Source organism: Paraburkholderia kururiensis, from assembly GCF_034424375.1.
Taxonomy (GTDB): Bacteria; Pseudomonadota; Gammaproteobacteria; order Burkholderiales; family Burkholderiaceae; genus Paraburkholderia; species Paraburkholderia kururiensis_A.
In genome coordinates this window covers 5,394,449-5,418,172 of record NZ_CP139965.1, presented here as the reverse complement: position 1 = coordinate 5,418,172, position 23,724 = coordinate 5,394,449, and the positions used below count along the sequence as shown (strand labels likewise).

General features: G+C 63.5%; 23 protein-coding genes and 1 tRNA gene. 5 read left to right on the top strand and 19 right to left on the bottom strand.

From position 1 onward, the window contains the following. Window positions 1–57 precede the first annotated feature (57 nt). The 13 genes from nuoF to U0042_RS24260 all read right to left on the bottom strand — a co-directional run bounded on the left by nuoF (window position 58) and on the right by U0042_RS24260 (window position 11,879). Window positions 58–1,386, bottom strand: coding sequence for an NADH-quinone oxidoreductase subunit NuoF (gene nuoF, locus U0042_RS24320; protein ID WP_017774410.1), 1,329 nt, complete (start codon window positions 1,384–1,386; stop codon window positions 58–60). Continuing rightward, window positions 1,383–1,868, bottom strand: a complete 486-nt coding sequence (nuoE, locus tag U0042_RS24315; RefSeq protein WP_114813486.1) for an NADH-quinone oxidoreductase subunit NuoE — start codon at window positions 1,866–1,868, stop codon at window positions 1,383–1,385. Before nuoE ends, nuoF begins: the two co-directional genes overlap by 4 nt. A 114-nt stretch (window positions 1,869–1,982) precedes the next feature. Continuing rightward, entirely contained in the window at window positions 1,983–3,236 is a 1,254-nt protein-coding gene (locus U0042_RS24310) for an NADH-quinone oxidoreductase subunit D (RefSeq protein WP_114813488.1), read from the bottom strand. A gap of 9 nt (window positions 3,237–3,245) precedes the next feature. Continuing rightward, window positions 3,246–3,848, bottom strand: a complete 603-nt coding sequence (locus U0042_RS24305; protein ID WP_114813490.1) for an NADH-quinone oxidoreductase subunit C — start codon at window positions 3,846–3,848, stop codon at window positions 3,246–3,248. A 22-nt stretch (window positions 3,849–3,870) separates the two neighbouring features. After that, on the bottom strand, window positions 3,871–4,350 hold the full coding sequence (locus tag U0042_RS24300; protein ID WP_006052903.1) for a NuoB/complex I 20 kDa subunit family protein: 480 nt from the start codon (window positions 4,348–4,350) through the stop codon (window positions 3,871–3,873). 62 nt (window positions 4,351–4,412) lie between these two features. Beyond that, window positions 4,413–4,772, bottom strand: a complete 360-nt coding sequence (locus U0042_RS24295; RefSeq protein WP_114813492.1) for an NADH-quinone oxidoreductase subunit A — start codon at window positions 4,770–4,772, stop codon at window positions 4,413–4,415. Window positions 4,773–4,928: 156 nt separating this feature from the next. After that, window positions 4,929–5,013: transfer RNA gene (locus tag U0042_RS24290), tRNA-Leu, on the bottom strand. Between the two features lie 113 nt (window positions 5,014–5,126). Then, the gene (secG, locus tag U0042_RS24285) at window positions 5,127–5,504 is read right to left on the bottom strand and encodes a preprotein translocase subunit SecG (RefSeq protein WP_114813494.1); all 378 of its coding nucleotides are present in this window, start codon (window positions 5,502–5,504) and stop codon (window positions 5,127–5,129) included. A 94-nt stretch (window positions 5,505–5,598) separates the two neighbouring features. Beyond that, window positions 5,599–6,384, bottom strand: coding sequence for a triose-phosphate isomerase (tpiA, locus tag U0042_RS24280; protein WP_114813496.1), 786 nt, complete (start codon window positions 6,382–6,384; stop codon window positions 5,599–5,601). Window positions 6,385–6,603: 219 nt separating this feature from the next. After that, complete coding sequence (locus tag U0042_RS24275) at window positions 6,604–7,617, bottom strand: NAD(P)H-quinone oxidoreductase (RefSeq protein ID WP_114813498.1); 1,014 nt, start codon at window positions 7,615–7,617, stop codon at window positions 6,604–6,606. Between the two features lie 154 nt (window positions 7,618–7,771). Beyond that, window positions 7,772–9,922 carry a polyribonucleotide nucleotidyltransferase gene (gene pnp / locus U0042_RS24270; RefSeq protein ID WP_114813500.1) on the bottom strand — a complete coding sequence of 717 codons (2,151 nt, stop codon included), beginning with the start codon at window positions 9,920–9,922 and terminating at the stop codon, window positions 7,772–7,774. A gap of 309 nt (window positions 9,923–10,231) precedes the next feature. Further along, window positions 10,232–10,501: a 30S ribosomal protein S15 gene (gene rpsO, locus U0042_RS24265; protein WP_017774401.1), complete on the bottom strand. Its 270-nt coding sequence runs from the start codon at window positions 10,499–10,501 to the stop codon at window positions 10,232–10,234. 109 nt (window positions 10,502–10,610) lie between these two features. Then, entirely contained in the window at window positions 10,611–11,879 is a 1,269-nt protein-coding gene (locus U0042_RS24260) for a branched-chain amino acid ABC transporter substrate-binding protein (protein WP_419150538.1), read from the bottom strand. 247 nt (window positions 11,880–12,126) lie between these two features. Here U0042_RS24260 and U0042_RS24255 point away from each other — a divergent pair, with 247 nt between their 5' ends. The 3 genes from U0042_RS24255 (at window position 12,127) to U0042_RS24245 (ending at window position 15,147) form a co-directional block, all read left to right on the top strand. Then, window positions 12,127–12,657, top strand: a complete 531-nt coding sequence (locus U0042_RS24255; RefSeq protein ID WP_114813712.1) for a hypothetical protein — start codon at window positions 12,127–12,129, stop codon at window positions 12,655–12,657. A 189-nt stretch (window positions 12,658–12,846) separates the two neighbouring features. After that, on the top strand, window positions 12,847–13,482 hold the full coding sequence (locus U0042_RS24250) for a carbonic anhydrase (protein WP_114813504.1): 636 nt from the start codon (window positions 12,847–12,849) through the stop codon (window positions 13,480–13,482). Window positions 13,483–13,554: 72 nt separating this feature from the next. Further along, window positions 13,555–15,147: a SulP family inorganic anion transporter gene (locus U0042_RS24245; RefSeq protein WP_114813506.1), complete on the top strand. Its 1,593-nt coding sequence runs from the start codon at window positions 13,555–13,557 to the stop codon at window positions 15,145–15,147. A gap of 100 nt (window positions 15,148–15,247) precedes the next feature. Here U0042_RS24245 and U0042_RS24240 read toward each other — a convergent pair whose 3' ends face one another. The 6 genes from U0042_RS24240 to U0042_RS24215 form a co-directional block, all read right to left on the bottom strand. Beyond that, on the bottom strand, window positions 15,248–16,798 hold the full coding sequence (locus tag U0042_RS24240; protein ID WP_114813508.1) for a 2-isopropylmalate synthase: 1,551 nt from the start codon (window positions 16,796–16,798) through the stop codon (window positions 15,248–15,250). A gap of 329 nt (window positions 16,799–17,127) precedes the next feature. Beyond that, complete coding sequence (gene pssA, locus U0042_RS24235; RefSeq protein ID WP_114813510.1) at window positions 17,128–18,000, bottom strand: CDP-diacylglycerol--serine O-phosphatidyltransferase; 873 nt, start codon at window positions 17,998–18,000, stop codon at window positions 17,128–17,130. 22 nt (window positions 18,001–18,022) lie between these two features. Beyond that, window positions 18,023–18,661, bottom strand: a complete 639-nt coding sequence (locus U0042_RS24230) for a phosphatidylserine decarboxylase (protein ID WP_114813513.1) — start codon at window positions 18,659–18,661, stop codon at window positions 18,023–18,025. A gap of 184 nt (window positions 18,662–18,845) precedes the next feature. Beyond that, window positions 18,846–19,862, bottom strand: a complete 1,017-nt coding sequence (gene ilvC / locus U0042_RS24225; protein WP_114813515.1) for a ketol-acid reductoisomerase — start codon at window positions 19,860–19,862, stop codon at window positions 18,846–18,848. A gap of 69 nt (window positions 19,863–19,931) precedes the next feature. Further along, window positions 19,932–20,423, bottom strand: a complete 492-nt coding sequence (gene ilvN / locus U0042_RS24220; RefSeq protein ID WP_007588180.1) for an acetolactate synthase small subunit — start codon at window positions 20,421–20,423, stop codon at window positions 19,932–19,934. Between the two features lie 169 nt (window positions 20,424–20,592). Continuing rightward, on the bottom strand, window positions 20,593–22,356 hold the full coding sequence (locus U0042_RS24215) for an acetolactate synthase 3 catalytic subunit (RefSeq protein WP_114813517.1): 1,764 nt from the start codon (window positions 22,354–22,356) through the stop codon (window positions 20,593–20,595). 373 nt (window positions 22,357–22,729) lie between these two features. On the opposite strand from U0042_RS24215, the gene U0042_RS24210 reads away from it, so the two are divergent. Together U0042_RS24210 and U0042_RS24205 are read left to right on the top strand one after the other, a co-directional pair. Continuing rightward, window positions 22,730–23,293: an RNA polymerase sigma factor gene (locus tag U0042_RS24210; protein ID WP_114813519.1), complete on the top strand. Its 564-nt coding sequence runs from the start codon at window positions 22,730–22,732 to the stop codon at window positions 23,291–23,293. After that, window positions 23,290–23,718, top strand: coding sequence for a DUF3619 family protein (locus tag U0042_RS24205; RefSeq protein WP_114813521.1), 429 nt, complete (start codon window positions 23,290–23,292; stop codon window positions 23,716–23,718). Before U0042_RS24210 ends, U0042_RS24205 begins: the two co-directional genes overlap by 4 nt. Window positions 23,719–23,724: the final 6 nt, after the last annotated feature.

The window sequence follows — 23,724 nt, the reverse complement described above, 5'->3', positions numbered from 1 at the left end:
TACTGGCCCGTTCCCGCGACCGCCAGCTTCGTAGCGCGGCGGTCACTGGAAAATCGCTTACGCGGCCACCGTCTCCGGCGCAGCCGGTGCACCGGCATGGCCGCCGACGAGGCAACGCTTATTGGCCACGTGATATTCGAATTCGTCCCAGTAGTGCTTGAGCATGCCGCGCACCGGCATGGCGGCGGCATCGCCGAGCGCGCAGATGGTGCGGCCCATGATGTTCTCCGCCACGGAGTTCAGAAGATCGAGATCTTCCTTGCGGCCAAGACCATGCTCGATACGGTGCACCACGCGGTAGAGCCAGCCGGTACCTTCGCGGCACGGCGTACACTGACCGCACGACTCTTCGTAATAGAAGTACGACAGACGCAGCAGCGAGCGCACCATGCAGCGCGTCTCGTCCATCACGATCACCGCGCCCGAACCGAGCATCGAACCGGCCTTCGCGATCGAATCGTAGTCGAGGTCGGTTTGCATCATGATGTCACCCGGGATCACCGGCGCCGACGAGCCGCCCGGGATGACCGCCTTGATCTTCTTGCCGCCGCGCATACCGCCCGCCAGTTCCATCAGCGTGGCAAACGGAGTACCAAGCGGCACTTCGTAGTTGCCCGGACGCTCGACGTCGCCGGACACGGAGAAGATCTTCGTGCCGCCGTTGTTCGGCTTGCCGAGCTCGAGATAATTCTGCGGACCGATGGCCAGCAGGAACGGCACGGCCGCGAACGTCTCGGTGTTGTTGATGGTGGTCGGCTTGCCGTACACGCCGAAGCTTGCCGGGAACGGCGGCTTGAAACGCGGCTGGCCCTTCTTGCCTTCCAGCGACTCGAGCAGCGCCGTTTCCTCGCCGCAGATATATGCGCCGTAGCCGTGGTGCGCGAAGAGGTCGAATGAGAAATCCGTACCCAGGATGTTCTTGCCGAGGAAACCGGCGCGGCGCGCTTCCTCCAGCGCCTCTTCGAAGCGCTTGTAGACTTCCCAGATCTCGCCGTGGATGTAGTTGTAGCCCACGGTGATGCCCATCGCGTACGCGCCGATGGCCATGCCTTCGATCAGCGAATGCGGGTTCCAGCGCAGAATGTCGCGGTCCTTGAACGTGCCCGGCTCGCCTTCGTCCGAGTTGCAGACCAGATACTTCTGGCCCGGGAACTGGCGCGGCATGAAGCTCCACTTGAGGCCGGTCGGGAAGCCCGCACCGCCGCGGCCGCGCAGACCAGACGCCTTGACGTCCGCGATGACCTGCTCGGGCGGAATCTTCTCTTCGAGAATACGGCGCAGCTGCTTGTAACCGCCGCGTGCAACGTAGTCTTCGAGATGCCAGTTGTCGCCGTTCAGCCCGGCGAGAATCAGCGGCTTGATGTGCCGATCGTGCAAAGACGTCATTTCGAAAGTTCCTCGAGCAGCTGGTCGATCTTCTCGCGGCTCATGAAGCTGCACATGCGATGGTTGTTCACGAGCAGCACGGGCGCGTCGCCGCACGAGCCCATGCACTCGCCCTCTTTCAGGGTGAACTTGCCGTCCGGCGTGGTTTCGCCAAAGTCGATGCCGAGCTTCTGCTTCAGGTATTCGGCCGCGCTCTCCGAGCCGCCGTCCGGGCCCAGCTGGCACGGCAGGTTCGTGCAGAGCGTGATCTTGTATTTGCCGACGGGCTTCGTCTCGTACATCGTGTAGAAGGTCGCGACCTCCTGCACGGCGATCGCCGGCATGCCCAGATAGTCGGCGACGAACTGCATGAGTTCGGGCGACAGCCAGCCGTGCTCTTCCTGCGCGACGGCCAGCGCCGCCATCACCGCGGACTGCTTCTGGTCGGCGGGATATTTCGCGATCGAGCGATCGATTTCTTTCAGGCCTTCAGCTGAGATCATTTTCAGACACGACTCTTTCAATTCCTACCGAACGAAAACCTGTCGCGAACCGCTTGCTGCGACAGACGTGGCGTTCCTTGCGTGATGCGCGGCACGCGCCGTGTTGCGGACCGCTTACCGGTCGATTTCCCCGAACACGATGTCCTGCGTGCCGATGATGGTCACGGCATCGGCAATCATGTGGCCGCGCGCCATTTCGTCGAGTGCAGCCAGGTGCGCGTAGCCGGGGGCGCGGATCTTGAGCCGGTACGGCTTGTTCGCGCCGTCCGAGACGAGATAGATGCCGAACTCGCCCTTCGGATGCTCGACGGCGGCGTAGGCCTCGCCTTCCGGCACGTGGAAGCCTTCCGTAAAGAGCTTGAAGTGGTGAATCAGCTCTTCCATGTTCGACTTCATGTTCACGCGCGAGGGCGGCGCAACCTTGTGATTGTCGGTCATCACCGGACCCGGATTCTTGCGCAGCCATTCAATGCACTGTTTCGCAATGCGGGTGGACTGGCGCATTTCTTCGACGCGCACCAGATAGCGGTCGTAGCAGTCGCCGTTCACGCCAACCGGGATGTCGAAGTCGAGGCGGTCGTACACCTCGTACGGCTGCTTCTTGCGCAGATCCCATTCGATGCCGGAGCCGCGAATCATCGGGCCGGTGAGGCCCATCTGCAGCGCGCGCTCGGGACTCACCACGCCGATGCCCACGAGACGCTGCTTCCAGATACGGTTGTCGGTGAGCAGCGTTTCGTATTCGTCGACGCAGTTCGGGAAGCGGTTAAAGAAGTCGTCGATGAAGTCGAGCACCGAACCCTGGCGCGCCTCGTTCATCCGGGCGAGCGCCTTTTCGTTGCGGATCTTCGACGCCTTGTACTGCGGCATGGCATCCGGCAGGTCGCGATAGACGCCACCCGGACGATAGTACGCTGCGTGCATCCGTGCGCCGGACACCGCTTCGTATACGTCCATCAGGTCTTCACGCTCGCGGAAAGCGTAGAGGAACACCGCCATCGCGCCCACGTCGAGTGCGTGCGCGCCGATCCACATCAGGTGGTTCAACACGCGCGTGACTTCGTCGAACAGCACGCGAATGTACTGCGCGCGAATGGGCACGTCGATGCCGAGCAGCTTTTCGATGGCCATCACATAGCCGTGCTCGTTGACCATCATCGACACGTAGTCGAGACGATCCATATACGGCACGGACTGGATGAACGTCTTGCTTTCGGCGAGCTTTTCGGTCGCACGGTGCAGCAGGCCGATGTGCGGGTCGGCGCGCTGGATCACTTCACCGTCGAGTTCGAGCACGAGGCGCAGCACGCCGTGCGCTGCCGGGTGCTGCGGGCCGAAGTTGAGCGTGTAGTTCTTGATTTCTGCCATGGCACCCTCTTAGTGTTTCAGACCGCCATAGCGATCCTCGCGGATCACGCGCGGCGTGATTTCGCGCGGCTCGATCGTCACCGGCTGATAGACGACGCGCTTCTCTTCCGGGTCGTAGCGCATTTCGACGAAGCCGGAAACCGGGAAGTCCTTGCGGAACGGGTGACCGATGAAGCCGTAGTCGGTGAGGATGCGGCGCAGGTCCGGATGGCCTTCGAACACGATGCCGTAGAGGTCGAACGCTTCGCGCTCATACCAGTTGACCGAGTTCCAGATATCCACGACGGAGGGGACAATGGGCACTTCGTCGTCCGGCGCGAACACACGCACGCGCAGACGCCAGTTGTTCGTCACCGAGAGCAGATGCAGCACCGCTGCAAAGCGCGGGCCGTCGTAGGCGCCGTCGCCGTACGCCTGATAGTCGACGCCGCACAGATCGATCAGTTGTTCGAAACGCAGCTTCGGGTCGTCGCGCAGCTGCTTCGCCACGTCGAGGTATTCACCCGCTTTCACGACGATCGTCAGCTCGCCGATCGCCTCGGTGATGCTCACGAGACGGCCGCCAAAGGCCGCCTCGAGGTTCGCTTTCAGGGTCTCGAGTTTGCTTGCCATATTGTGGGGGAAGGCTCAGGCCTTATTGACGGGCGATGGTGTTGGTGCGGCGAATCTTCGCCTGCAGCTGGATCACCCCGTAGACCAGGGCCTCCGCCGTGGGCGGACAGCCCGGCACGTAAACATCGACAGGAACGATGCGGTCGCAGCCACGCACCACCGAATACGAATAGTGATAGTAGCCGCCGCCGTTGGCGCACGAGCCCATCGAGATAACCCAGCGCGGCTCGGCCATCTGGTCGTACACCTTGCGCAGGGCAGGCGCCATCTTGTTGCACAGCGTGCCGGCCACGATCATCACATCCGACTGACGCGGGCTCGGGCGAAACACCACCCCAAAGCGGTCAAGGTCGTAGCGGGCTGCACCCGCATGCATCATTTCGACTGCACAACATGCAAGACCGAACGTCATCGGCCACAGCGAGCCGGTGCGTGTCCAGTTGATCAGCTTGTCAGCCGTAGTGGTGACAAACCCTTCCTTCAAGACCCCTTCGATACTCATTTGCTTTCCACTCCAGGCGGGCGGCATGGCGCTGCCACCCATGCAAACCGGCAATTAACCCGTCACTCCCAGTCGAGGCCGCCTTTCTTCCAGATATAGGCGAAGCCCAGCAGGAATTCGAGCAGAAAAATCATCATCGCGATGAAGCCCGGCCAGCCGATATCGCGCAGGGCAACGCCCCACGGGAACATGAACGCGGTCTCGAGATCGAAGATGATGAAGAGGATGGCCACGAGGTAGTACCGCACATCGAATTTCATGCGGGCGTCTTCGAAGGCTTCGAAGCCGCACTCGTACGGCGAATTCTTGTCGGCGTCGGGCCGGTTCGGACCAAGAATCTTGCCAATGCTGACCAGCGCTATACCCAAACCGGTGCCCACAAGGAGGAACAACAAGACGGGGAAATAGGCTGCGAGGTTCAAGACTATCCTCAATCGGTTGGTTCTGGGTTCCGCGGGCGCGGTGTGGCCCGCGGCATATTACTTCAGAAGCTTGACGGGCGCCGCGAAACAAACAAATACGACGCCAGAAGTAAAAATGCCAGCCGAAGCGAAGCAGCGGCTGGCATTAGATAACATTGGTGCCGACGGCGAGACTCGAACTCGCACAGCTTTCGCCACTACCCCCTCAAGATAGCGTGTCTACCAATTTCACCACGTCGGCACTGTATGCAATCCGGGAAAACAACTTGTTGAAACCCGCGAATCGCTTCAAGATTTGAATTCTAACCTGTCTAAACAGATTGTTCAACGCATCAAAGCGGTTCCATCGAAAATTTATTTCGGCACGTCCTGGCCCGGCGCCGATGCAGCCGAAGCCGCTGCAGGCGACGAGGCCGGAGCTGCAGCCGACGCAGCGGATGCAACCACAGGCGCCGTTGTTGCAGCGCCCAACACACCTGCCGAAGGCTTCGAATGATACGAGCCAAGATAAGTGAGCGCCAGCGTCGATACGAAAAAGACTGTTGCGAGGACGGCGGTTGTACGCGAAAGAAAATTCGCCGAGCCGCTCGCACCGAACAGACTACCCGACGCGCCGCTGCCGAACGCGGCGCCCATGTCCGCGCCCTTGCCGTGTTGCAGCAGCACGAGGCCGATAACGCCAAGCGCGGACAGCAGCTGGACGACAATGATCAACGTCTTCAAATACAGCATTACACTCACCTGAGGTTCTGTTAAAGCGGTGACATCAAGTCGTCACGCGCATGAAAGCATGGGTGCCGCGATACCGCGGCAACACCGAAGGGCCTTACGAAGCCTGAGCAGCGCTCGCTGCGGCAGCGGCCTCACAGATCGCGATGAAGTCGGCCTCCTTGAGCGAGGCACCACCGATCAAACCACCATCGATATCGCGCTGGCGGAACAACTCCTCCGCATTGTCGGGCTTCACGCTTCCGCCATACAGCAGCGGCACGTCGGCGACTGCCGCACCTTTCGCCGCCAGTTGTGCACGCAGGAACGCGTGCACCTGCTGCGCCTGGGCCGCCGTAGCGCTGCGGCCCGTACCAATCGCCCAAACCGGCTCATAGGCCACGACGATTTGCGCCGCCTCTTCCGACGAAAGCTTGGCGAGCACTTCGCCCAGTTGCACATCCACCACCTGCTCGGTCGTTCCGGCTTCTCGCTGCTCGAGCGTTTCGCCCACGCAGACGATGGGGGTCAAACCCGCCTCGAGCGCACGTTGCGTTTTGACCGCCACAAGCTCCGCGCTTTCGTAGTGATAGGCACGGCGCTCGGAATGGCCCACGATTGCAAACGACGCGCCAAATTCGCGCGCCATTTCAGCGGCCACTTCGCCGGTATAGGCGCCTTGCGCGTTGGCCGACACGTCCTGCACGCCCCACGCGACACGGCTGCCTTCCAGCAAGGACTGCACCTGCGCGAGATACGGAAACGGCACGCACACAGCGACGCGCACGTCGGCAGGAAGCGCGGCAGCCCGCCTGGCGATCGCCTGCAGCAATGTGGCGTTCGCCTCCAGACGACCGTGCATCTTCCAGTTGCCGACTACCAGTTTCGCTCGTTGTTTCGACATCGTCTCGTCGTGTCCTCTCGTGTCCCGGGCAGCCCGCGGTCCGTTGCCTGGGGCGCTATTCGCTCTGCGTTGCGCCGCCTGACCCGGAAGGCAACCGACAAAACCTCCCGACCGAACCAGACCGATTCTTTCCGGACGGGCAGGGCAATCACCCGGTGCGGCAAAAGCAAAAACGCGCAATTTTACTGTGCGACCGCCAGGCCGGTCAAACCGCACATGTCAAGCCCCTTGCCAGTCCAGCACGATCTTGCCGATGTGCTCGCTGCTCTCCATCAGCGCATGCGCCTCGGCCGCACGGGCGGCCTCGAACACGCGGTAGACCACCGGCTTGATGCGTCCCTCTTCGATCAGCGGCCACACGCGCTCCTTCAGTTGCGCTGCGACCTGCGCCTTGAATTCAACGGGGCGTGGGCGCAGCGTCGAGCCCGTGATGGTCAGCCGACGCCGCAGGATTTCGTTGAGATTCACCTCGGCCTTTGCACCGCCGAGCATGGCGATCAGCACGATGCGTCCGCCGTCCGCGAGTGCCGAAAGCTCGCGTGGAATATAGCTCCCGCCCACCATGTCGAGAATCACGTCGACGCCACGATCGTTCGTGAGCGACTTGATGACTTCGACGAAGTCTTCGGTCCGGTAGTTGATGGCGCGCTCGGCACCCAGTTGCTCGCACGCACGGCACTTGTCTTCGGAACCCGCCGTCGCGAACACGCGAAAGCCCAATGCGTGCGCAATCTGGATGGCCGTCACCCCGATGCCGCTGGAACCGCCCTGCACGAGCAGCGTCTCGTTCGCACCGCCCTCGCCCACGCCCAGTTGCGCGCGCATGAAGACGTTGCTCCACACCGTGAAGAACGTCTCAGGCAAAGACGCAGCCTCGACGTCCGACAGTGCGCCCGGCACAGGCAGACATTGCTGGAGCGGCACCGCAGCGTACTCGGCGTAACCGCCGCCCGCGAGGAGCGCGCATACGCGGTCGCCTTGCTTCAGGCCGAACGGGTTGCGTTTGGGATCGATCGTGCCGCCCGCTATCACACCCGCCACCTCCAGCCCGGGCAGGTCGGAGGCGCCGGGCGGCGGCGCATACGCGCCCTTGCGCTGGAACACGTCCGGTCGGTTGACACCCGAAGCCGCCACCTTGATCAAAACCTCGCCGGCCTTGGGTTCCGGCACGGGCCGCTCGGTCAGCTTGAGCACGTCAGGTGCACCGAATTCCGTAATTTCGATCGCTTTCATCCGCGTTCCCCTGAGTCTGAATTGCACTGCAAACGGCAGACAGCATGCCCTGGATTAGGGTTGCATGCAGCGCGATCCGCGCGCGCGTTTCGCGCGTCATCAAGAAAAACGGCCGGCACGCTTGCGCGCTGCCGGCCGTCGTCAGGCTACCGCGTTACTGCTGCGGAGCCGGCTCGCCCTGCGGCGCGCCGGACGCCGAGTCGTTGAGCAGCGCCTTGGCCGACAGGCGCACGCGACCCTTCTCGTCCGTCTGGATGACCTTGACCTTCACGATCTGGCCTTCCTTGAGGTAGTCGTTGATGTCCTTGATGCGCTCGTTGGCGATTTCCGAGATATGCAGCAGGCCGTCCTTGCCCGGCAGCAGGTTCACGATCGCACCGAAGTCCAGCAGCTTGAGAATCGTGCCCTCGTAAATCTGACCGACCTCGACTTCCGCCGTGATGGCTTCGATGCGGCGCTTCGCTTCGGCCATGCCTTCGCTGCTCGTGCTCGCGATGGTCACGACGCCGTCGTCGGAGATGTCGATGGTCGTTCCCGTTTCTTCGGTCAACGCGCGGATCACCGAACCGCCCTTGCCGATCACGTCGCGGATCTTTTCCGGGTTGATCTTCACGGTGATCATGCGCGGCGCGAACGCCGACAGTTCCGTGTTCGCACCCGACACCGCTTCCGTCATCTTGCCGAGGATGTGCATGCGGCCTTCCTTCGCCTGCGCGAGCGCGACCTGCATGATTTCCTTCGTGATGCCCTGGATCTTGATGTCCATCTGCAGCGCGGTCACGCCTTCGGCCGTGCCCGCCACCTTGAAGTCCATGTCGCCCAGGTGGTCTTCGTCACCGAGGATGTCGCTCAGCACGGCGAACTTGTTGCCTTCGAGGATCAGGCCCATCGCGATACCCGCGACGTGCGCCTTCATCGGCACGCCGGCGTCCATGAGCGCGAGGCAGCCGCCGCACACCGAGGCCATCGACGACGAACCGTTCGATTCCGTGATTTCCGACACCACGCGAATCGAGTAGCCGAACTCTTCGGCGCTCGGCAGGCACGCGACGAGCGCGCGCTTCGCAAGACGTCCGTGGCCGATTTCCCGGCGCTTCGGCGAACCCACGCGGCCCGTTTCGCCGGTCGCGAACGGGGGCATGTTGTAGTGGAGCATGAAGCGGTCGCGGTACTCGCCTTCGAGCGCGTCGATGATCTGCTCGTCACCCTTCGTGCCGAGCGTCGCCACCACGAGCGCCTGCGTTTCGCCGCGCGTGAAGAGCGCCGAGCCGTGCGTACGCGGCAGCACGCCGGTGCGGATTTCGATCGGACGAACGGTGCGCGTGTCGCGACCGTCGATGCGCGGCTCGCCGTTCAGGATCTGGCCGCGAACGATCTTCGCTTCCAGGTCGAACAGGATGTTGCCGACGGTCGCGGCATCCGGCGCTTCGCCGGCCGACGTCACGGCGTCTTCCGCGAGCTTCGCCGTCACGGCCGAATAGATTTCCTTGACCTTCGCCGAGCGAGCCTGCTTTTCGCGAATCTGGTAAGCGGCCTGGAGGTCGGCCAGCGCAAGTTCCGTCACGCGCGCGATGAGCGGCTCGTTCTTCGGCGCCGGCTGCCAGTTCCACTCGGGCTTGCCGCCTTCGCGCACGAGTTCGTGAATGGCGTCGATGGCGGTTTGCATCTGCTCGTGGCCGAACACGACTGCGCCCAGCATCACGTCTTCGGGCAATTGGTCCGCTTCGGATTCCACCATCAGCACGGCGCGTTCCGTACCCGCGACCACGAGGTCGAGGCGCGATTCCTTGATCTGCGCGCGCGTGGGGTTCAGCACGTATTCGTTGTTGATGTACGCAACACGCGCGGCCCCCACCGGACCGTTGAACGGCAGACCCGACACCGCGAGTGCGGCCGATGCGCCGATCAGCGCCGGGATGTCCGACGGAATGTCCGGATTCACGGACAGCACGTGAATGACGACCTGCACTTCGTTGTAGAAGCCTTCGGGGAAAAGCGGGCGCAGCGGACGGTCGATCAGGCGAGAAATGAGCGTTTCGCCTTCGGAGGGACGGCCTTCGCGACGAAAGAAGCCGCCCGGAATCTTGCCGGCGGAATAGGTCTTCTCGATGTAGTCGACGGTGAGCGGGAAGAAATCCTGACCCGGCTTGGCCGACTTCGCGCCGACGACGGTCGCGAGCACGACCGTATCTTCGACGTCAACGAGGACGGCACCGCTCGCCTGACGGGCGATTTCGCCCGTTTCGAGGCGAACGTTATGCTGGCCCCATTTGAATTCCTTCACGACTTTGTTGAACATGGACATAGAAGTCACTCCTTTACTCGTTCGTTGTTATACCGCGCACCCTCGGGCGCGGCTACGCGAGAACCGGCGCTGCATGGCTAGAGGAGTGTTATGCCATTCCAGCGGATCACGTCCCGCGAGGCGGATGAACCGCAATCGCATGAACCGCTGGAATGACACAAAGCTCTACCCAGAAAGCCCGGTCATCGGGTCGTATTGCCTGGTGCTACCCAGTGGCCTGCCGGTGCGCAGCACATGAAGCGCACCGTTCAAAAACAAAATGCCTGCATCAGCTGACTGACACAGGCATCTTGTTGAAAAACCGTCCGGTTACTTGCGCAGACCAAGCTTTTCGATCAGCGCGCGGTAACGGTCAGCGTCCTTACCCTTCAGGTAATCGAGCAGCTTGCGGCGGCGGCTCACCATGCGCAGCAGGCCGCGGCGGCTGTGGTGGTCCTTCGCGTGGGACTTGAAGTGAACGGTCAGTTCGTTGATACGGGACGTGAGGAGCGCCACCTGAACTTCGGGCGAACCCGTGTCGTTGGTGCCACGCGCGAATTGCGCGACTACGTCGGACTTCTTGATATCTGCTACAGACATTTGATTTCCTTTGAATCGAACGGGCGGTCACGGAAGAAAGGCCGTGCCGTGGGGTTACAGCAAGATCGGTATTGTAGCACAGCGACCGCCCCGCACCGAAAGCCCCGCATCAGGGCCGCGTCATCCGGCACGTGGTGGGCGGCACGGTCCGTTCAGGGGGCAACGCCAGTACCGTACGAAAGCCGTAGCCCGAGCCCTCGTTGTCATAGCGCACGCCGGCCGTGCCCGCTTTGTCCATCGCCATCACATAAAGAGGCTGGATCAGCTGATGGTCCTCGGCGCGCATCCATTCGGCGTGAAAGCCGTTGTCGAACCTCATGCCTTCCAGCGCCCGCGCAACGGCCACGGGATCGGCGGAACGGGCCCGCCCCATCGCCTCGGCCAGCATCTCGACGAGCAGACTCATACGCAGCACGGGATAGTCGTCAGCGGCGGCAGGATAACGCGCGCGGAACGCCGCGTACCAGGCGTCCGACTGCGCGCCGCCCGCGTTCGGATGCCAGTCCGCGACCGCAAATACCCGTCCGACCCCGGCATCGCCCAGGGCCGCCGGCGCACCCAGGCTGTTGCCGTAGAACGTGTAGAACTTCGCATCGAAGCCCTGTTCGCGCGCCGCCTTCACGAGCAACGTCAGATCGTTGCCCCAGTTGCCCGTCACGACCGCGTCCGCGCCGCTCGCGCGAATCTTGGCGATATAGGGCGCGAAGTCCTTGATGCGCCCAATCGCGTGAAACTCGTCGCCCACCACCGCGATGTCGGGTCGCTTCGTCGCAAGCGCCGAGCGCGCGAGCGCGCTCACGTCGTGGCCGAAGCTGTAGTCCTGATTCAGCAGGTACACCTTCTTCACCGACGGATCGCGCGCGATGACGTCGGCGAGCGCGTCCATCCGCATGCCGGCGTGAGCGTCGAAACGGAAGTGCCAGAAGCTGCAATTGGCGTTCGTGAGGGCCGGGTCGTCGGCGGAATAGTTGAGGAACAGCTCGCGGTTGTCCGGATTGCGGCTGTTCTGCTTCTGGATGGCGTCGACGAGCGCGGCGGCTACCGCCGAACTGTTGCCCTGCAGGATGAAGCCGATGTGCCGGTCGGCCGCCGCGCGCAGTTGCACGAGCGCGGCCTCCGCGCTGCCCTTGCTGTCGAGCACGACGAGTTCGAGCGGATGGGCGCCGTCGGCCAGTTTCACGCCGCCGCGCGCGTTCACGCGCTCGACTCCGAACCGCAGATTGCGCTCCACGGCCGCGCCCGCATTCGCGAACGGGCCCGACATGCCTTCGATCAGGGCAAGGCGGATCGGCTCGCCGGCATGGGCCGTTCCCGACACCGGCGTGGCAGCCTCGGCGGTGATCGCCGGCCACGTTGCCAGCAACGCAACGAACGCCATTGCAGCGCACGCCCCCGCCGGCGCCGTCTTCAGAGTCATCCTCGGCGCCGCACTCGCCCCTGCCCGACCGTACCTCATCGCTTCTCCAGAATGCGTTGGAAGCGCGGATCATAGGCCCCGAGCGGACGAGCGGCAAGTGCGGCCAGCAGTGCGTCGTGCCCGCCCGCGCCGACGCGCCGCCAGCGGGGCCCGTGTCAAAATAACGAGATTCAATGCCACACGCTGGCCCATGCTCCCGGAGGCTTTCATGCGTATTTCAACGACCATCGCGCGACCGCGCACCTGCCTCATGGCGTTTGCCGCCTGCTTCGGCGCGCTGACGCTCGCGGGTTGCGCGCAGCCCTGGCAGCAGGTGCAGCCGGGCGCGGACCAGTCGACCATCGTCGCGCGGCTCGGCGCGCCGCGCGAAGTCTACGATCTTCCGAACGGCGGACACCGCCTGATGTGGCCCACCCAACCGATGGGCGAAACGACCACTGCGGCGGACATCGACGCCTCGGGCAAGATCGTGAGCGTGCGCCAGGTTCTGCAACCCAACGAGTTCTATCGCGCCGAGATCGGCAAGTGGACCCGCGCCGACGTGCTCGTGAATTTCGGCCGGCCCGTGGAAACGTCGTATTTCCCGCTGATGAAGCGCGAGGTGTGGACCTATCGCTACCTCGAAGACAACGTCTGGTACATGCTCTACAGCTTTTACTTCGACGACAACGGCACACTGCGCCTCACGCAAAAGACGCCGGATCCGCTCCACGATCCCGACAGACGCAATCTGTTTTGACACTCGCGCGGCGGACCTCCGCGCTGCGCCGCACGGCTTCATCACACCGCTCAATGCCGCCCACCAGGCGGCATTTTTTATTCGCTCGGCATCAAACCGATTTTTTTCGGATTTTGTCTGAATTTTTTCTGATAGAAAGCGTTTTGTAATGGTCAAACAGCGCTCCCGCTCAACGTGGAGTCACTCCCAATGAACCTTCCGAAACGCATGCTCGTCGCGAACGTCGCCTGGGCGCAGGAAATCGCCCGGCGCGACCCGCACTTCTTCGACACCCTCGCCCAGGGGCAAAGGCCTCAAGTGCTCTGGATCGGCTGCTCCGACAGCCGCGTGCCCGCCGAAAGCGTTACGCATTGCTCGCCGGGCGACCTCTTCGTCCATCGCAATATCGCCAACCTGTTCGACCCCGCCGACGACAACTCCATGAGCGTGCTCGAATACGCCGTAGCGGTGCTGCGCGTGAAGCACATCATCGTCTGTGGACATTACGGATGCGGCGGCGTGCGCGCCTCGTTGATGCCGCCGGCTCCGCATCTTCCGCACGTGAACCGGCGTATCCGGCCTCTTTGCGATCTCGCGCAGGCACATCGCCCAGAGCTGGACGGTATCGCGCCGGAGCAGGCACGCATCGACCGGCTCGCCGAACTGAACGTCATTGCCCAGGTGCAGCGCCTGCGCGGCCACGCCGTCGTCGCGCGAAGCGAGTCACCGCCCCTCGTGCACGGCTGGATCTTTTCGCTCGCGAACGGCCAGTTGCGCGAACTCGCGTCGGGATATGAAAGCGTGTCCGCCACGCCGAACTTCGAGCCGGCTCTCAAGCCGGCTTGAACGCGCCTCACGACTTTCATCGCGCATAGACGCGCCACGCCACGCACACCACCTTTCACGCCCCATTTCGCCATGACCTCGAAAGACTATCTATCTTCGCTACCGCGCGACCTTGCCGCCGGCACTGTCGTGTTCCTCGTCGCGCTGCCGCTCTGTCTCGGCATCGCCAAAGCCTCGGGCGCCGAGCCCTTCGCCGGACTCGTGTCGGGCATCGTCGGCGGACTCGTCGTGGCTGCGCTGAGCGGTTCGCGACTGAGCGTGAGCGGACCGGCCGCCGGCCTCGTCGTCATCGTGCTCGACGGCATCGCGCGCCTCGGCAGCTTTTCCGCATTTCTCGTCGCCGTGCTGCTGTCGGGCGTGATCCAGTTCGCGTTCGGCATGCTCAAGGCCGGGCGGCTCGCGGCCTATGTGCCGTCGCCCGTCATCAAAGGGATGCTCGCCGCCATCGGGCTGCTGCTCGTCATCAAGCAATTGCCGCTCGCGTTCGGGCTCGCGTCAGGTACCGGAGGCGACGCGGCATCTGCCGTCGCGCAAGCTGGCGCTATCGCAACGCCGTTCGGCTCCATCTCGCCCATGGCGTGCGCCGTTGCGGTGTTGTCGCTCGCGCTGCTTGCAGGCTGGGAAACGCGTGCGCTGCGCCGCTTCAAGCTCGTGCGGCTTGTTCCAGCGCCGCTCGCCGTCGTGGTGCTCGGCATTGCGGCGACGCTCGCGGCCGAAGCGCTCGGCCCTTCGTTCGCGCTGCCCGTGGAGCATCGCGTCGCGCTGCCCGAACTCGCGTCGTTTGCGGCGCTGGGCAACGCGCTCAGCTTCATCGACTTCGGTCCGGGCTTCGCCCGTCTCGCCGACCCCGACGTATGGATCGTGGCCATCACGCTGGCCGTCGTCGCGAGCCTCGAATCGCTGTTGAGCCTCGAAGCCGTGGAGCAGATCGATCCGCAACGCCGCCCTGCGCCGCCTGATCGTGAGCTGAAGGCTCAAGGCATCGGCAACCTGGTCGCGGGCGCCATCGGCGGGCTGCCCATCACGTCGGTCATCGTGCGCAGTTCCGCCAACGTGCACGCCGGCGCGCAGAGCCGTCTGTCCGCGATCTTTCACGGCGTGCTGCTGCTCGTGAGCCTGTTCGCGCTCACCGATGTCATCAACCTGATTCCGCTCGCCTGCCTCGCGGCGATTCTGATCTTCACGGGCCTCAAGCTCGCGAAGCCGTCGTTGTTCGTCGCCATGGCGAAGCAAGGTGTGGCGCCGTTCGTGCCGTTCGTCGCAACGGTGGCCGGCGTGCTGGCCACCGACCTGCTGATGGGCATCCTGCTGGGCGTGGCATGCAGCGTCGCGCTCGCGCTGTGGGCGAATCTGCATCGGCCCATCGCGCTCGCGCAGCACGACGATCATTTCCTGCTGTCGTTTCGCAAGGACGTCTCGTTTCTCGGCAAGGTGCCGCTCAAGCAGATGCTCGCGCGCATTCCGGACCGCGCGACAGTGATCGTCGATACGACACGCGCCGACTTCATCGACCACGACGTACGCGAACTGCTCGACCGCTTCATCGAGGAAGCGCCGGGACGCGCGATCGCCGTCGAGATGCGTCACGCGACGCCGGTGCTGCCCACCGCGACGCGCGGCTGGAGCTGGAACCGTGGGCTCGCGCAGCAGACAGGCGGACGCTGAAATAGAAAGCGGCCGCTGAAACTGCAAGCGGCCGCGTGAGATGCGTAAGGAGGAACGTGACGAGAACGCGGGTGGGCGTCCTCGCCACGCAAGCGGTACCTCAGATGCCGCCGCTCTGCGGATTGAGCTTGTCCGTATCGGCATGCAGCTTGTTGAGTGCCGAGATGTAGGCCTTCGCGGAAGCCGCGACGATATCCGGATCCGTGCCCACGCCGTTCACGATGCGCCCGGCCTTCGAGAGTCGCACGGTCACTTCGCCCTGCGCCTGTGTGCCGGTCGTGATGGCATTCACCGAATACAGCATGAGCTCGGAGCCGCTGCCCACTTCGGTTTCGATCGCGTTGAGGGTGGCGTCGACGGGGCCGTTGCCGTTCGCCTCGGCGGTAGTTTCCTTGCCGTTCACCGTGAACACGATGCGCGCGTGCGGCCGCTCGCCTGTCTCCGAATGCTGCGCGAGCGAGATGAACTTGTAGTGCTCCTTTTCCTGCGCCTCAGCCGACTCTTCGCTAACGATCGCGATGATGTCTTCGTCGAAGATTTCGGCCTTGCGGTCGGCCAGTTCCTTGAAGCGCGCGAATGCGTTGTTGAGATCGGTTTCGCTGTCGAGCGTGATGCCCAGTTCCTGGAGACGCTGCTTGAACGCGTTGCGGCCCGACAGCTTGCCGAGCACGATCTTGTTCGCGCTCCAGCCCACGTCTTCCGCACGCATGATCTCGTAGGTGTCGCGCGCCTTCAGCACGCCGTCCTGGTGAATGCCCGAGGCGTGCGCAAACGCGTTGGCGCCCACCACCGCCTTGTTCGGCTGAACCACGAAGCCCGTGATCTGCGAGACGAGCTTCGAGGCCGGCACGATCTGCGTCGTATCGATACCGACGTCGAGCGTGAAGTAATCCTTGCGCGTCTTCACGGCCATCACGACTTCTTCGAGCGAGGTGTTGCCTGCGCGTTCGCCAAGTCCGTTAATCGTGCATTCCACCTGACGCGCGCCGCCGATCTTCACGCCGGCCAGCGAGTTCGCCACGGCCATGCCGAGGTCGTTGTGACAGTGCACCGAGAAGATCGCCTTGTCCGAATTCGGAATGCGTTCGCGCAGCGTCTTCACGAGATTGCCGTACAGCTCGGGCACGCCGTAGCCGACTGTGTCCGCGATGTTGATCGTCGTGGCGCCTTCGGCGATCACCGCTTCGAGCACGCGGCACAGGAAGTCCATGTCCGAGCGGCTGCCGTCTTCGGGCGAAAACTCGACGTCGTCGGTAAACTTGCGCGCGAAGCGCACGGCGAGCCGCGCCTGCTCGTAGACCTGCTCCGGGGTCATGCGCAGCTTCTTCTCCATGTGCAGCGGCGAAGTGGCGATGAACGTGTGGATGCGGAAGCGGTTTGCAGGGGCGAGCGCGTCGGCCGCGCGCTGGATGTCCTTGTCGTTCGCACGGGCGAGCGAGCACACCGTGCTTTCCTTTACCATCGACGCGATCGTGTGAATGGCATCGAAGTCACCGTTCGAACTCGCGGCGAAGCCCGCTTCGATCACGTCCACGCGCATGCGTTCGAGCTGCCTCGCGATACGGACTTTTTCTTCCTTCGTCATCGACGCGCCGGGCGACTGCTCGCCGTCACGCAACGTCGTATCGAAAATAATCAGCTTGTCTGCCATCTTGGGTCTCCAGGAATTCGCTCAGGAACGGAAAGGGAGTACGGAATACGGTTGTTTGCGCCACCGCTGGCGACGCTGACAACGTACGGGCAGACGGGGGGCGAAAACGATCAGCGCGGCAGGCGCGCTAGCGCTAGCACGCGTAGCGGCGCGCCGGCTAGAAGGGAAAGGAGGGGGAACTTGAAGGTCACCATGCGGGCGACTATAGCGGGATTCAGCCAAACGCGCAATTGGCGCCGGCACCGGTCCGAGGGGAGTCCGAGCACCGAAAAAACGGCCCGGCATACGTCTGTCGCCGGGCCGCGAGAAGCTCTGCCGACGCGTGTAACTCAGCGCTCGCGAGGCAGCGAGCGCGCCGGGTTGGTGCGGCCGCGCAGCGTCTGGTATGCCCAGAACACGTAGCCGGAAAAGCCGTACAGCACGAAGAGACCGAACAGCATCAGCGGCGGGTCCGACGACACCAGCACGAACGCCACCACCACCAGCAAGGTGGCCGCGAACGGCACGCGGTGCCTCACGTCGAGTGCCTTGCCGCTGTAGAACGGCGCGTTCGACACCATCGTGACGCCGGCGTAGACCGTGAGCGCGAATGCCACCCACGGCAGCCAGCCCAGCTTGAGCGGCACGCGGTTGTCGGTGGCCAGCCAGACGAAGCCGGCAATGAGCGCGGCGGCGGCCGGGCTCGGCATGCCCTGGAAAAAGCGCTTGTCGACCACGCCGATGTTCGTGTTGAAGCGCGCAAGCCGCAGCGCCGCGCCGGAACAGTAGACGAACGCGGCGAGCCACCCCCACCGTCCGAGGTCCTTGAGAATCCACTCGTACATCACGAGCGCCGGCGCCACGCCGAACGACACCATGTCGGAAAGGCTGTCGAACTGTTCGCCGAAGGCGCTCTGCGTGTGCGTCATGCGGGCAACGCGACCGTCCATGCCGTCCAGCACCATCGCGACGAAGATCGCAATGGCCGCCACCTCGAAGCGCACGTTCATCGCCTGCACGACGGCGAAGAAGCCGCAGAACAGCGCGGCCGTGGTGAACGCGTTGGGCAGCAGGTAGATGCCGCGCTTTCTCAGGAACTGCTGACGCGCGGCCCGGCGGCCCGCGTCCACCGCGACCGTTTCCTGCACGCTCTTGTTGCGGCGAAAGGAACGCGGCAGAGGTGCGCCGCCGCTGTTGCGGGGTCGGCGTTTGAATGCGGCCATCGAAGAACCTCCCTATGCCGCGTTAGAGCTCGGCCAGAATGGTCGACGACGCGAAGACCTTCTCGCCGATCGACACGCGCGGCCGACTTCCCATCGGCAGGTACACGTCCACGCGCGAGCCGAAGCGGATGAAGCCGTAACGCTGACCGCGCGTGAGCGGTTCGCCCGCACGCACGTAGCACAGAATGCGGCGCGCGATCAGGCCAGCGATCTGCACCGCCGTCACCGTATGTCCGCTGGCCATGTCGATCACGAGCGCGTTGCGTTCGTTCTCGAGCGACGCCTTGTCGACCGCCGCGTTCAGATACGCGCCCGGAAAGTACTCGACTTTGGAGACAACGCCGTCCACAGGCGAGCGCTGCGAGTGCACGTTGAAGACGTTCATGAACACGCTGATCTTCAGCGCCTCACGATTGGCATAGGGGTCGTGTGCCGTTTCGACGGCGACGATGCGCCCGTCGGCCGGGCACAGCACGGCGTTCGCCTGCTGCGGAATGGGGCGCGGCGGATCGCGGAAAAACTGGACGACGAAAATGAGCAGCAACCAGAACGGCCATGCGAGGCCCAGCCCCGCAACGGCGTGGATCAACAACGCAACGACGGCGGCGATGGCGATGAACGGCCAGCCTTCGCGCGCGATGATCGGATGAGGGTAATTCATTGATGGCTTCGGTATTTTTGTAAAACCGTAGGATAGCAAAAGCCGCCCAGGGTACTGCACACCTGGGCGGCTTCCGGGTACTTCATGCGCTTCACATGCGTGCGCGCGATGCCGGGCAAACGGGCAGCGGACTGGACCTGCAACCGTCCCGCCGAACCGCCCGCTTCGCCCACATGCGGCCGGCTTAGTTCTTCGACTGGTCGACCAGCTTGTTCTTCGCGATCCACGGCATCATCGCGCGCAGCTTGCTGCCCACCTGCTCGATCTGATGCTCGGCCATGATGCGGCGACGCGATTGCAGCGTCGGCGCGCCGGCGCGGTTTTCGAGGATGAAGCTCTTCGCGTACTCGCCCGTCTGGATGTCCTTCAGCACATCCTTCATCACCTTCTTGGTTTCTTCGGTGACGACGCGCGGACCCGTCACGTACTCGCCATATTCGGCGTTGTTCGAGATCGAGTAGTTCATGTTCGCGATGCCGCCTTCGTAGATCAGGTCGACGATCAGCTTCAGTTCGTGCAGGCACTCGAAGTACGCCATTTCCGGCGCGTAGCCCGCTTCGACCAGCGTTTCGAAGCCGGCCTTGATGAGCTCCACGGTACCGCCGCACAGCACGGCCTGTTCGCCGAACAGGTCGGTTTCCGTTTCTTCGCGGAAGTTCGTTTCGATGATGCCGGCACGGCCGCCGCCGTTCGCTGCCGCGTACGAAAGCGCGATGTCGCGCGCCGCGCCCGACTTGTCCTGCGCCACGGCGATCAGGTGCGGCACGCCGCCGCCTTGCGTGTAGGTGCCGCGCACGGTGTGGCCCGGGGCCTTCGGCGCGATCATGATCACGTCGAGGTCGGCGCGCGGAATCACCTGGCCGTAGTGCACGTTGAAGCCGTGTGCAAAGGCGAGCGCCGCGTTCTGCTTGATGTTGGCGTGCACTTCGTTCTTGTAGACCTCGGCGATCTGCTCGTCGGGCAGCAGCATCATCACGACGTCGGCGCCCTTCACCGCTTCGGCCACTTCCTTCACCGTGAGGCCGGCGTTTTCCGCCTTGCTCCACGATGCGCCGTTGCGGCGCAGGCCGACCGTGACGTGCACGCCGCTTTCCTTGAGGTTCAGCGCGTGCGCATGGCCTTGCGAGCCATAGCCGATGATCGTGACCTGCTTGCCTTTGATGAGGGAGAGGTCGGCGTCCTTGTCGTAGAAAACTTTCATGTCTGTTCCTTGACGATATTCAGGGTATTCAAAAAAAACCGGTTGATTGTCTGGTGCGAGCCCGGCGCATCACACCTTCAGAATGCGCTCGCCGCGCCCGATGCCCGAGCCGCCCGTGCGGACCGTCTCGAGAATCGCGGTGGCGTCGAGCCCTTCGATGAACGCGTCGAGCTTCTCGCTCGCGCCCGTCAGCTCGATCGTATAGGTCTTCTCGGTGACGTCGATGATGCGGCCGCGGAAGATATCCGACATCCGCTTCATCTCCTCCCTTTCCTTGCCGACCGCCCTTACCTTGATCAGCATCAGCTCGCGTTCGATGTGGGCGCCCTCGGTCAGGTCGACCACTTTCACCACCTCGATCAGGCGGTTCAGATGCTTCGTGATCTGTTCGATCACGTCGTCCGAGCCAATGGAAACGATGGTCATGCGCGACAGCGAACGGTCTTCGGTCGGCGCCACCGTCAAGGTTTCGATGTTGTAGCCGCGTGCCGAAAAGAGACCGACCACGCGCGAAAGCGCGCCCGGCTCGTTTTCCAGCAGAACGGAAATGATGTGTCGCATGGTGTTTCCCGCTTCGTTTTCCAGTTAGTCGAGTTGCGCGCCTCGCGCTTCATCGAGCGCTCGACATGGCGCGCACCGCAGCGGTGCCGCCGCTGCCCGCGCTTTCGCCTTTCGTGAAGGCGTGCGCGGCAGGGCCGGCACGAGGCTAGAGACTTGCCGCCCGCTGCCGCTACAGATCCTCCGCGCCAAGCAGCATCTCGGTGATGCCCTTGCCCGCCTGAACCATCGGCCAGACGTTTTCGGTCGGATCGGTCTGGAAATCGAGAAATACCGTGCGGTCCTTGAGACGCAGCGCTTCCTTCAGCGCCGGCTCCACTTCCGAACTTTTTTCAATGCGCATGCCGACATGGCCATACGCCTCGGCGAGCTTCACGAAGTCCGGCAGCGCGTCCATGTAGGAATGCGAATAGCGCTTGCTGTACTCGATCTGCTGCCACTGGCGCACCATGCCCAGATAGCGGTTGTTGAGCGAAATGATCTTGACCGGCGTGTCGTACTGCTTGCAGGTGGACAGCTCCTGGATGCACATCTGGATGGAGCCTTCGCCCGTAATGCAGACCACTTCCTCGTCCGGATGCGCCATCTTCACGCCCATCGCCGCGGGCAGGCCGAAGCCCATCGTGCCGAGGCCGCCCGAATTGATCCAGCGGCGCGGCTTGTTGAAGCGGTAGAACTGCGCGGCCCACATCTGGTGCTGGCCCACGTCGGAACAGACAAAGGCGTTGCCGTCGGTGAGCTCCCAGAGTTTTTCGACCACGTACTGCGGCTTGATGATCTCGCTTGCGCGGTCGTACTTGAGGCAGTTCTTTTCGCGCCAGCTTTCGATGTCCTTCCACCAGGCGGCGAGCGCCTCGGTGTCCGGACCGTGCTCGGCGTGCTGGAGCTGCTCGATCAACTCCTTCAGCACTTCCTTCACGTCGCCGACGATCGGAATGTCCACCTTCACGCGCTTCGAAATGGACGAAGGGTCGATGTCGATGTGAATGATCTTGCGCGGACGCGACGCGAAGTGGGCCGGGTCGCCGATCACACGATCGTCGAACCGCGCGCCGATGGCGATCAGCACGTCGCAGTGCTGCATGGCCATGTTCGCTTCGTAAGTGCCGTGCATGCCGAGCATGCCGAGGAACTTGCGGTCGTTGGCGCGATAGCCGCCGAGTCCCATCAGCGTGTTCGTGACGGGATAACCGAGCAGATCCGCGAACTGGTTGAGTTCGCGCGATGCGTCGGCGAGGATGATGCCGCCGCCCGTGTAGATATACGGGCGCTTTGCCGAAAGCAGCAGCGCCACGGCTTTGCGGATCTGCCCCGAGTGGCCCTTGGTAACCGGGTTGTACGAGCGCAGCGAAACGGTCTTGACGGGCTCGTAGGCGCAGGGCGTCTTCGACACGTCTTTGGGGATGTCGATCAGCACCGGACCCGGCCGACCCGTGCGCGCAATGTAGAACGCCTTCTTCACGGTTGCGGCCAGGTCGCGCACGTCCTTCACGAGGAAGTTGTGCTTCACGCAGGGACGCGTGATGCCGACCGTATCGCACTCCTGGAAGGCATCCTGACCGATGGCGGAAGTCGGCACCTGGCCGCTGATGATGACGAGCGGGATCGAGTCCATGTAGGCCGTGGCAATGCCGGTCACGGCATTGGTGACACCCGGACCCGAGGTCACGAGGCACACGCCGACCTTGCCTGTGGAGCGCGCATAGGCGTCCGCGGCGTGGACCGCGGCCTGCTCGTGGCGCACGAGGACGTGCTGGACCTTGTCCTGCTTGTAGAGTTCGTCGTAGATGTAGAGTACCGAGCCGCCGGGATAGCCCCACACGAATTCGACGTCTTCGTCGGCCAGTGCCTTCATGAGCACGGTGGCGCCGATAGAGCCGGTTTCAGGGGGAGTAGAGGTATCCGACGTGGAGAATTCCGCGCTGGGCATATTCATTATTCACCTTTCAAATTTTCGGCAAAAAATTGATCGGGTGCTCTCTGCCGGGCTTGTGGCTCGGGTTCAAGCGGCGCGTCCAGTTGACAGGCGAGCTTTGTGGGCCACGCCTCAATTGAGACAAGTCACTTATGTTGCGAACCAGCGACGATATCTGCTGGCGCGTGCGCGGTCAAGTAAATCCTTCCTTTACTCGGGCACCTGGCGCCGTTTATGCCGGGCGAAGCCCATGAAGTCCGCCGCCGGAAGCGCGACGGCGACACGCAATGCGCCCGTCTGTCCCCCGGAGGGCGCGAAAATTTGCTAGCATCCGCGGGTTTTACGACATTTTTCGAACGATTACGCGCACGCTGGCTGCGCCGACCTTCAGCGGATGGCATCAGACAAGGAACTCGCCGATTTTCTGGCGGGCGTCGAAAGGCGCGCGTTCAAGCAGACGGTCTACGCCGTGCGGGACGACGACGCGGCACTCGACATCGTGCAGGACGCGATGATCAAGCTCGCCGAAAAATACGGCGACCGTCCCCCGGCCGAACTGCCGCTTTTGTTTCAGCGTATTCTCCAGAATGCGACACACGACTTTTTCCGTCGGCAAAAAGTTCGCAATACGTGGGTGACACTCTTTTCCTCGCTCGGCAACGCCGAGGACGAGGAATTCGATCCGCTGGAAACATTCGAGGCCGAAGGCAGCCCGGCCGGCGCGGAGAGCGGCGAACAGCAGCTCGAACGCGAGCAGGTGCTGAAGCTGATCGACGAGGAAATCCAGAAACTGCCGGCACGTCAACGGGAGGCGTTTCTGATGCGTTACTGGGAAGATATGGATGTCGCCGAGACTGCCGCCGCCATGGGCTGCTCCGAGGGTAGCGTAAAGACGCACTGCTCGCGGGCCACCCACACGCTGGCGCAGGCGCTCAAGGCCAAAGGAATCACGCTATGAGCTCCGCTCTCGAAACTAAAGAACTCGAGTTTGCGCGGCAGCTGCGCCGTGCGCTCGACGAAAACGCCGCCAGCATCCCGCCCGTTACTGTCGATCGCCTCGCCGCGGCCCGCCGCGCCGCCCTCGCCCGCAAGAAAGCCGAGCCGGCCGAGGTGCGCGTCGTTGCGCCCGTGCTCGTCGCGGCCGGCATGCCCGGCGCCATGGCGGCTCCGGTGGCGCCGCGCCAGCGTTCGCGGCTGCGCCGCTTCGCCTTTGCGTGGCCGCTCGTCGCGCTCGTCGTCGGTCTCGTTGCCATTGCGTACTGGGAGGACTACCAGCGCACGGCCGAACTCGCGGACATCGACGCCGCCATGCTGAGCGACGACCTGCCGCTCAACGCATATCTCGACCACGGTTTCAACGCCTATCTTTCGCGCGCACGCTAACCGGGG

Bases quoted from the DNA above. Each gene is read 5' to 3' on its own strand.
- U0042_RS24250 (WP_114813504.1), top strand. From the start codon at position 12,847: ATGAACCTTCCGAAACGCATGCTCGTCGCGAACGTCGCCTGGGCGCAG.
- ilvN (WP_007588180.1), bottom strand. From the start codon at position 20,423: ATGCGACACATCATTTCCGTTCTGCTGGAAAACGAGCCGGGCGCGCTT.
- U0042_RS24260 (WP_419150538.1), bottom strand. From the start codon at position 11,879: ATGGCGTTCGTTGCGTTGCTGGCAACGTGGCCGGCGATCACCGCCGAG.
- nuoE (WP_114813486.1), bottom strand. From the start codon at position 1,868: ATGATCTCAGCTGAAGGCCTGAAAGAAATCGATCGCTCGATCGCGAAA.
- U0042_RS24255 (WP_114813712.1), top strand. From the start codon at position 12,127: ATGCGTATTTCAACGACCATCGCGCGACCGCGCACCTGCCTCATGGCG.
- pnp (WP_114813500.1), bottom strand. From the start codon at position 9,922: ATGTCCATGTTCAACAAAGTCGTGAAGGAATTCAAATGGGGCCAGCAT.
- U0042_RS24240 (WP_114813508.1), bottom strand. From the start codon at position 16,798: ATGGCAGACAAGCTGATTATTTTCGATACGACGTTGCGTGACGGCGAG.
- pssA (WP_114813510.1), bottom strand. From the start codon at position 18,000: ATGGCCGCATTCAAACGCCGACCCCGCAACAGCGGCGGCGCACCTCTG.
- U0042_RS24305 (WP_114813490.1), bottom strand. From the start codon at position 3,848: ATGGCAAGCAAACTCGAGACCCTGAAAGCGAACCTCGAGGCGGCCTTT.
- U0042_RS24300 (WP_006052903.1), bottom strand. From the start codon at position 4,350: ATGAGTATCGAAGGGGTCTTGAAGGAAGGGTTTGTCACCACTACGGCT.
- U0042_RS24230 (WP_114813513.1), bottom strand. From the start codon at position 18,661: ATGAATTACCCTCATCCGATCATCGCGCGCGAAGGCTGGCCGTTCATC.
- U0042_RS24215 (WP_114813517.1), bottom strand. From the start codon at position 22,356: ATGAATATGCCCAGCGCGGAATTCTCCACGTCGGATACCTCTACTCCC.
- rpsO (WP_017774401.1), bottom strand. From the start codon at position 10,501: ATGTCTGTAGCAGATATCAAGAAGTCCGACGTAGTCGCGCAATTCGCG.
- secG (WP_114813494.1), bottom strand. From the start codon at position 5,504: ATGCTGTATTTGAAGACGTTGATCATTGTCGTCCAGCTGCTGTCCGCG.
- ilvC (WP_114813515.1), bottom strand. From the start codon at position 19,862: ATGAAAGTTTTCTACGACAAGGACGCCGACCTCTCCCTCATCAAAGGC.
- U0042_RS24210 (WP_114813519.1), top strand. From the start codon at position 22,730: ATGGCATCAGACAAGGAACTCGCCGATTTTCTGGCGGGCGTCGAAAGG.
- U0042_RS24310 (WP_114813488.1), bottom strand. From the start codon at position 3,236: ATGGCAGAAATCAAGAACTACACGCTCAACTTCGGCCCGCAGCACCCG.
- U0042_RS24205 (WP_114813521.1), top strand. From the start codon at position 23,290: ATGAGCTCCGCTCTCGAAACTAAAGAACTCGAGTTTGCGCGGCAGCTG.
- nuoF (WP_017774410.1), bottom strand. From the start codon at position 1,386: ATGACGTCTTTGCACGATCGGCACATCAAGCCGCTGATTCTCGCCGGG.
- tpiA (WP_114813496.1), bottom strand. From the start codon at position 6,384: ATGTCGAAACAACGAGCGAAACTGGTAGTCGGCAACTGGAAGATGCAC.
- U0042_RS24245 (WP_114813506.1), top strand. From the start codon at position 13,555: ATGACCTCGAAAGACTATCTATCTTCGCTACCGCGCGACCTTGCCGCC.
- U0042_RS24275 (WP_114813498.1), bottom strand. From the start codon at position 7,617: ATGAAAGCGATCGAAATTACGGAATTCGGTGCACCTGACGTGCTCAAG.